Origin of the sequence: Parasutterella muris, from assembly GCF_009767915.1 — a bacterium.
Taxonomy (GTDB): Bacteria; Pseudomonadota; Gammaproteobacteria; order Burkholderiales; family Burkholderiaceae_F; genus Parasutterella; species Parasutterella muris.
This window is the reverse complement of the sequence record NZ_WSRP01000057.1, coordinates 1-7,974: the sequence shown is the minus strand read 5'-3', so window position 1 is coordinate 7,974 and position 7,974 is coordinate 1. Positions and strand designations below refer to the sequence as shown.

At 38.8% G+C, this 7,974-nt stretch carries 2 protein-coding genes and 2 pseudogenes; all 4 read left to right on the top strand.

Annotated elements, in window-relative coordinates; genetic code table 11:
• Positions 1 to 288 precede the first annotated feature (288 nt).
• A complete protein-coding gene (locus tag E5987_RS12055) occupies positions 289 to 3,063 on the top strand; it encodes a rhamnan synthesis F family protein (protein WP_160336326.1) in 2,775 nt (924 codons plus the stop codon).
• 384 nt (positions 3,064 to 3,447) lie between these two features.
• Positions 3,448 to 5,221: pseudogene (locus E5987_RS12050) on the top strand (IS1634 family transposase).
• An 817-nt stretch (positions 5,222 to 6,038) separates the two neighbouring features.
• Positions 6,039 to 6,947: a glycosyltransferase family 2 protein gene (locus E5987_RS12045; protein ID WP_160336324.1), complete on the top strand. Its 909-nt coding sequence runs from the start codon at positions 6,039 to 6,041 to the stop codon at positions 6,945 to 6,947.
• Positions 6,948 to 6,955: 8 nt separating this feature from the next.
• Positions 6,956 to 7,860 (top strand): annotated as a pseudogene (rfbB, locus tag E5987_RS12040) (dTDP-glucose 4,6-dehydratase); the annotation flags it as partial.
• Positions 7,861 to 7,974 lie beyond the last annotated feature (114 nt).

Here is a 7,974-nt window from a genome sequence, read left to right as displayed (position 1 = left end):
AGAGGAGGTAAGCGCTGAGAAATAATTTTTTAGGATGGGGTATGCCGCTTCGCTACGCTCCGCAGCATACCCCATCCTAAACGACAATCGAAAGGTAATGTTAAGTTAACTCAATTTTTTACCTTCAATATTTGATAAATTTTTTACTCTCAAAATCGTGTTGTTTTACTGCTCTCAAAATCGCGTTTGCTTAGCAAGAATAGCCCCTAATTCATGTGACTTAACAAATTGAGGTAAAATCTGCCAGCCGGATTTAACATGAATTAAATTGTATCAATAAGAGTTAGAATGGATGAGCTTACATCAAAGATAAAAAGGAATTTCTGTTTCAGGGACGACACGGTTGAAGCATTAAAAAAATTCCTGCACAGGTCAACAGTCAATTCCAAACTCGCAAATTTATCTTTAAATTCACTATATTTTCTTTATAGAAAAGCAAAGAGTAACAAACTCTGCCATCTTGGCAGGTCTGAGTATATTTGGAGAAAAGACGCCAATATTGCAGGGGCACAAGAAGATGTCGCAGTATGTGCATCGAAAGGACTTGAGGGTAATTGTGTCATCATGGCAACGTATAGCAACCAAGGAATCATTCCCGATTATGTTGTGAAATACGTTGAAGAACTAAGGAAAGTTTCAATTTTTATTATTCTCGTTGCTGATAATGAATTAAGCAGCACTGAAGAGATTAAGAAAATTGAAAATGTCGTCGATGTTGCAATTTTTGGACGGCACAACACTTATGACTTTGGCTCATGGAAAAGGGGACTTGAATATCTAAGAAAGAATAAGTCTATCGCTAAGTTCCAAAGCCTGACATTAGTAAATGATTCCGTTTACGGACCGTTCATACCACTTTCTAATTACTTTGCATCTAAAGAGGCTTTAGATTCAGACTTTTGGGGGTTGTTGGATAGTTACGACACCGACTATCACATATTATCTTTTTTTCTCGTCTTTAAAAGAGAAGTCTTTGATTCAAAAGAATTTAATGATTTTTTTGAATCAATCGGCAATTCTCTTTCTTTTCATGATGCAGTCTACAAATATGAAAGAACATTAACAGCGAAACTTACAAAAAAATTCAAATCAGGAGTTTTGTTTAAATCATATGCGACTAATAACGCAAGATCTTATCTAGCGGGCAACCAAAATGCTACAGTCTGGCCGTTGTCTCTTTTGAAGGATGATTTTCCTTTTATAAAAATCAAAGCGTTGACAGGTGCTTTTGCTTCTGATCTTAAGGAAAGTGGTACAGATTCTTTGAATTATATACGTGATAGATATTCTGATTTTGGGGTGGTAATTGTTAAAGACCTTGAGCGAAGGGGGATTGGTCATGAAGCGTCGCAGTCCTTTGCAAATTTGTTATTCGATCCTCTTGCCAGAGAGGCTACGTATGCGATAGGTGATTCGGAAGTGGTTTCTTTTGACATTTTTGATACCTTGTTAATTAGACCTTTTATAGCACCCACCGATGTTTTTTTATTCATAGAATACCGCTATAAGCGAGAAGGATTTGCTCTAGAAAGAGTTAATGCAGAAAAAAGAGCGAGGAAAAAAAGTTTAGAGGAAGACATCCAGATTGAAGAAATTTATAAAGAAATAAAACCTAAATTTAGAGATTTAATCAATGTGGAACTTGCTACTGAGGAATTTCTCCTTCGCCCAAGCGAACAAGGCGTAAAGATTTATTCCGATGCCGTGAAGGCCGGTAAGGATATTGTTTGCATCTCGGACATGTATCTCCCAGAATCTTTTTTGATGAAAGTGCTAAGGAAAAATGGCTTCGATAAAATTCGTAGAGTTTTCGTCAGCGGAGATGAGCGGAAAACCAAGGGGTCAGGGTCGTTATTTTTGCATGCATTAAAGGAATTGCGGTGCGACAAGAACTCAATTATTCATTTTGGAGATAATCAGGTTGCCGATTGTGAAGTCCCTAGAAAGCTAGGGTTAAGGGCCTATAGAGTTTTAAAGTATGCAGAGAGCTATTTGAGCTCTCCAAGTAATATTGCTCGGAGGATGTTTTTCATGAATAATGCAAGCATCGCGTCATCCGCTCATTCTGCTCTGATTTCTCAAAGGTTCACTGCGCAAAATACCCATTGCTCATATTGGGAATATCTAGGTTATACATACGGGGGTCCCCTCGCACTCTCCTACGTATCCTTTATAGACAAAGAGGCGAAAAAAAATCATGTTGATGAACTTCTTTTTATCTCACGAGATGGTTTTGCTCTGAAGGCCGTATATGACAAATTTTTTAATAAAGATAAAAAAAGTATTATCTCTGAATATGGTTACGTTTCTAGAGCTGTGGGTTTAAGAGCGTCCTTAGATTACGCTAAAGACCCCGGATATCTCTATAGCTTGCTAAATTTGTTTTATAAAGAAACAGGTAAAGGAAAACCAACAAATTCCTTTGAAACAAATCAGCTCTTATATAGTAAGTATCATAAAGAGCTTAAAAAATGGTCCTCGAAGTCTAAGCAATCTTTTGTTTCGCATCTCGTTAAAAAAACTAGGGAAGCTGAGTCAGTGGCCGTTGTAGATATGACGACCGGATTGTTTTCCTCTCTAAGATATGCAAAGTGGGCTCTTGGTAGCAAAATAGTTACCGGCTTTTTTACCGGAAGTTTCAAAGAAAATGAAAGCTTAATTTTTGAAACGTTCTCTAATAGGCGATTTGATTTTCAGGATGATCTTGCTTTAAAACTTAGTGAGTTGTTGATTTCATCTCCTGAAAAACCGATAACAGATATATTAGAGAACGGAAGTCCTGTATATGGTCAAGAAGTGGGAATAAGAAGCGAAATCTACCCAGAAATACTAAAAGGTATCCTTTCTTATTGTGAAGATTTTATAGCTACTTATGGCTATGAAGAAAAATTATTTTTCACCATGGAACTTTGGTTGCAATTGGCCAAGAATTTTTGTCTGTATTGTAATGACCAAGATTTAAGTTTTTTAGAAAAGGTATTCGATTCCCCAGAGATAGATAACATAAAAGACTCAAAGAACCTAGCAGTTCGAATAAGGGAATCTAGAAATAAATCACAATAGTCTGGCAGGTTTAAAACACTAGTATCCAAACATCAAGGTTATATTACTTAAAAGAAGAGATTCGTAAGTTTGATAATACCCTAAAAAGGTTAGGGCATCTGTCCCAAGCCTTTTTACTTACTCCCCCTGTGTTTTTTATGTCTGCGAACGCTATTCCTTTACTGCCTTCAGGCGAGTGAGGACTATCATTGGCGAGTGTAAACGCCTCACCACACAAAGCCAAACCACATATCTGTCTAGAGTACTTATGGACCTAAACATCGTCCAATAAATACATCTTGAACGGAATCTTGTTTTTTCTTAATCCTATTGAAAAATATAGGATTTTTCTGACATTTTAAAATATGTGTATTAGAGTAGGTATGTCTAGAGTGTATTTTTACTATGTCTAAGCCAATTACGGGAAAAACTTCTACCTCTAATTGGAAGCAAAAGAGGGAAAACGGTGATATTTACGTCTGGGAAAGGAAAACTATTTACCTTCCTGAGACCAGAAAGACGAAGGAAATCTCCAGAAAGCTGCTTGGTAAAATTCCTGCCGGTTCACCCGACGGAGAAATCGTACCTACAAGGCCAAAACGCAAAAAGTCCGATGCTGCCGAATCTGTTTCCGCTACTCGCTCTAGAGTTGGAGCTTCCGTGCTTCTGCGATGGGTAGGCGAACAAAGCGGAATTACAGAAGATTTACTCGGGTGTATGGATAAGGGAAGCGACTCAAAAAGTCGACACCATCGCTCAGTTTTGGTTAGCGAATCAGGGTGACAGGCTGCAAAGAATGCAGAAGTGGCAGTTTCTCCATCCCACCCCTTATGCAGGTCCTATTTCAAAAGATGTTTATCATGATTTGTTTGAGCATCTCGGATTAAGTGAAGACATCGTTCAAAACTATTTCCGCGCAAGAGCCGACCGTTGTCATAAAGGGGACGCCATCGCCTTTGACTCTTCCACAATCTCTTCCTACTCCCGACACATTAAAGAAACACGTCAGGGCTTTAACAAAGCCGGCGACGGCTTGGATACAGTTAAGCTTATCACCCTGTTTGATTTAGCCACGCATCAGCCTATTGCTTTTGCTCGAGAGCCGGGAAATTTAGCTGACGTATCCGGTATAGAAAACGCGCTGAAGAAGCTCTCCTTTTTAAACATTTCCAAGGCCAAAATTGTTACTGACAAGGGGTATTACAGCCAGAACAATATAGGACAAATGCTTCGCAAGCACATTAAATTCTTAACGGCGGTCTCCATAGATCTCACTTGGGTTAACCGTTATCTTCAGGAAAATAAATCCGGCTTGGAAACTGCCTCAAGCCTCTGCCCTTGGGACTTTAATATCCATGGGATTACGGTTCCGGTCAATGTAGAGTTCACATATCAGAGGCAGCGTAACAGAGGCAATGCGGCCAAAGGAGATTCTGTCAGCGAAACCAGACGCCTATACCTGCATCTTTATCTGAACCGTCAGAGGGTCGGAGAGGATGAGAAGCGGCTGGCGACGGATCTCATGACATTAAAAAATGACATCGAGATGGGCCTGTGGGATGATCTGAGTGAAACTGCTCAAAGGAAGGCGGATAAGTATCTCAAGATAAGCCGTCTTGGCAGAGGCGGAAAGCTCAAAGTTACCATAAACGAAGATGCGTATGCACAAGCCAGAAGAGATTATGGCTACTTTGCGCTTGTCTCCAATAAAGCGGGAGACTGCTTCGAGGCCTTGAGGAATTATCGTTTGCGGGAAAAGATCGAGGAAGCCTTCAAAGATACGAAGAATCGCTTGGACGGCATGCGAACTCGCGTTTGGGATGGTGATACCCTGAAAGGGCGAATGTTCTGCCAATTTGTAGGGCTTGGATATCAATGCTTCCTTCACATGAAAATTAAAGAACTCAAAGAGAAGCTGCAGTCAAATCTGGCTGACAGAAGTCTTGCACAAAAGGAAAGGGAGCAAAGAGCAGAGCTACTCAAGTGGTTGGATAAGCAGTCGATGCAAAGCTTAATTGATTGGTTCGACTGCATAGAGTTAACTAACCTAAAAAGTGAGGGAGTGTCCGATACACAAAGAAGCGGTGATACAAAACGTGGTCGGTTGTTCTTTAGATTGCTGGGAGTACCCGGCTTCGAAGAAAAAACGCAGAGCCAGCTAACAGCTATCATTGTCTAAATTTTTGATGTTACCTTTAGACGACTTTTTTTTGGTTATGGGCTATTGCATGACAAATTTGAGAATTATTTGCATCTTTGATAGGGTAATCATCACTGTGAGCACTTAAATTCCAAAGAAAAAATACAGAGACAAACTGCATCCTTTCCTAACTATAATTCTTTCGTAATCCTCGGAGTGGACACTTTGTATACTCTCTTCCTCTCGAAGGCTTTTTTTGTCGTTTCAGTTCCATCTCGTTGTCAAACGATAATTTTCAGTGATGGGGCGAATGTGAACTAAGCCCAGAGATTTAGGTTTTACATTGCGGACAACAAGTGCGGCTGTTTTCTATTGTATTTTCCTTAACGCAACGTTCTTTGGATAACTGTTCTTTGTAACGTAGCCGGACATTAATGTACACGCGGAATTACTGCTATTTCTTGACTCCTTGGACTTACATCTTACAGGTCTTTGAATGCTCTCAGTTTTGTATTACAAGATGCAGACGACGATAATTCCCCTTGCTTTCGCTTTCGTTAACTCTACTATTTTCTGAAGTGTCGTCCCTTTTCATATGTGCGTAAAATATCTTCGTGCTTGCGTTGTCTGGACAATCTCCTCCTCGTAAGTAGCATGGACAGGCTCTGCGCTTTCCACAGTTTCAACATACGAGATGCTCGTTATCCTATCGCTCTGATTGACAGAATTTAATAACAGCAGTTCTTCTTTCCCGAAAAACTTATTTAATGTAGGCTACTCAGTAGACTCAGAAGGTCTTTTAATGATTTATTGGCAGGTCTAATAAAATTAACGAATTAAAAACGTTTTATTCCCTATGAACGGACTCAATAAAGTTAACATAAACAAAATTTCAATAGTTATAGCTAGCTTTAACTATTGCCATTACTTATGCAACGCAATTGAAAGTGTTCTTGCTCAAACTTATCCACACTTCGAGCTCATCATCATTGATGATGGATCTTCCGATGATTCACTATCTATAGCTAAAAAGTATGCCAGACGGGATGGACGGATTTCTGTTTTCACTCATCCCAAAAATGCAAATCGGGGCTTAATTTCAACTCTCCGGCTGGGTCTGTCGATGTCAACAGGAGAATGGATTGTTTTTCTTGAGGCTGATGATTGGCTTGAACGGACTTACATTGAAGACAAACTACCTTTTCTGGAAGGTTATTCCTGTATTGTTAACGGAATTATTTTAGAGGCCGAGAGTAATTGCGACATAACTTGGCAAACTGCCTATGCTCACAGAGTTCTAAACAAAATACACGAAAATTCTAATAATCCCAAAGCACTGTCATGTGAAATCTTGAGAGAAAATATAATTCCAACGTTTTCTTGTGTAATGGCCAAGAGGGAGATTCTTCTGGGCCTTGATTGGAATACGCCAGTTGAGAAATGGCTGGACTGGTATCTGTGGATACAGCTATTTCAATTTGAAAAAGTTTTTGCTTTAAAAAAACATTTAACACATTGGCGTATTCATAGAAACAGTCAAAATAATCGTAAAAAAATTCCCTCATATTTTAATGACGTAAAAAAATTTAGAGCGAGTGTTCGAAAAGTTCTGGCTAGTATGGATACTGCAGACAAATCTTATAAATTAAAAATCCTAAACACTTCTTTAATTATTTTTTTATACAGAAGATTTTATCTGTCTAGCCGAGTGGTTGGGATAATTCCCTTGTTAAAACATGTCATTTCAAGAATCAATTTTAGGTAGTTGAGAAAATGAAATTTTTAGTTACGGGGGGAGCCGGTTTTATTGGTTCTTGTTTCGTTTTACAGCGAGTTAAAGCAGGCGATTTTGTTATTAATCTTGATAAACTCACATATTCTGGCAATATTAAAAATCTGAGTGAGGTTTCAGATAATCCTAATTACACTTTTGTTCGAGGCGATATTGGCGACGCTGAACTTGTCAAGAAATTGCTCGAGGAATTCCTACCTGATGCAGTGGTAAATTTTGCAGCAGAAAGTCACGTAGACAGATCCATTGTTGATCCGGATATTTTCGTTCGCACAAATGTACTTGGGACAGAAATACTGCTTCGTACAGTAAAAGAATGGTGGGAAAACCGCGCTATTGAGAAAAAAGATAAATTTAGATTTCATCATATTTCAACAGACGAGGTTTTCGGAACATTAAAATTGGACGATTCTGCCTTTACAGAGGAGACTCCATTTGCTCCCAACAGTCCTTATTCTGCTTCAAAAGCTTCCAGCGATCATTTTGTTCAGACATATGGGTTACCAACAGTGATCACTAACTGTTCAAACAATTATGGGCCACGTCAGTTCCCAGAAAAATTAATTCCATTAATGACTTTGAACGCTATTACGGGAAAAAACTTCCTATTTATGGAACAGGAGAAAATATTCGGGATTGGCTCCACGTTGAAGATCACTGCGAAGCCATTTACGAAGTTTTAACTAAAGGAATAGTTGGCGAGACGTACAATATAGGAGGGAAGTCCGAGAGAACCAATTTGTTTATTGTTAACAAAATCTGTTCCATTTTAGATGAGATCAAACCCCGTGAAGATGGTAAGTCATACAAAGAACAGATTACATATGTTAAAGATCGACTAGGTCACGATTTTAGATATGCAATCAATTGTTCAAAAATTGAAAGAGTGAATTCTCTCAACCATTCGAACGGTGTTCTCAAGTTGTCATTTCCTGAAATCGGTTGACTACTTGATGTTGTTAAACCTAGTTAAAGTTTACTGTTTAAAGAGTAATCCCTG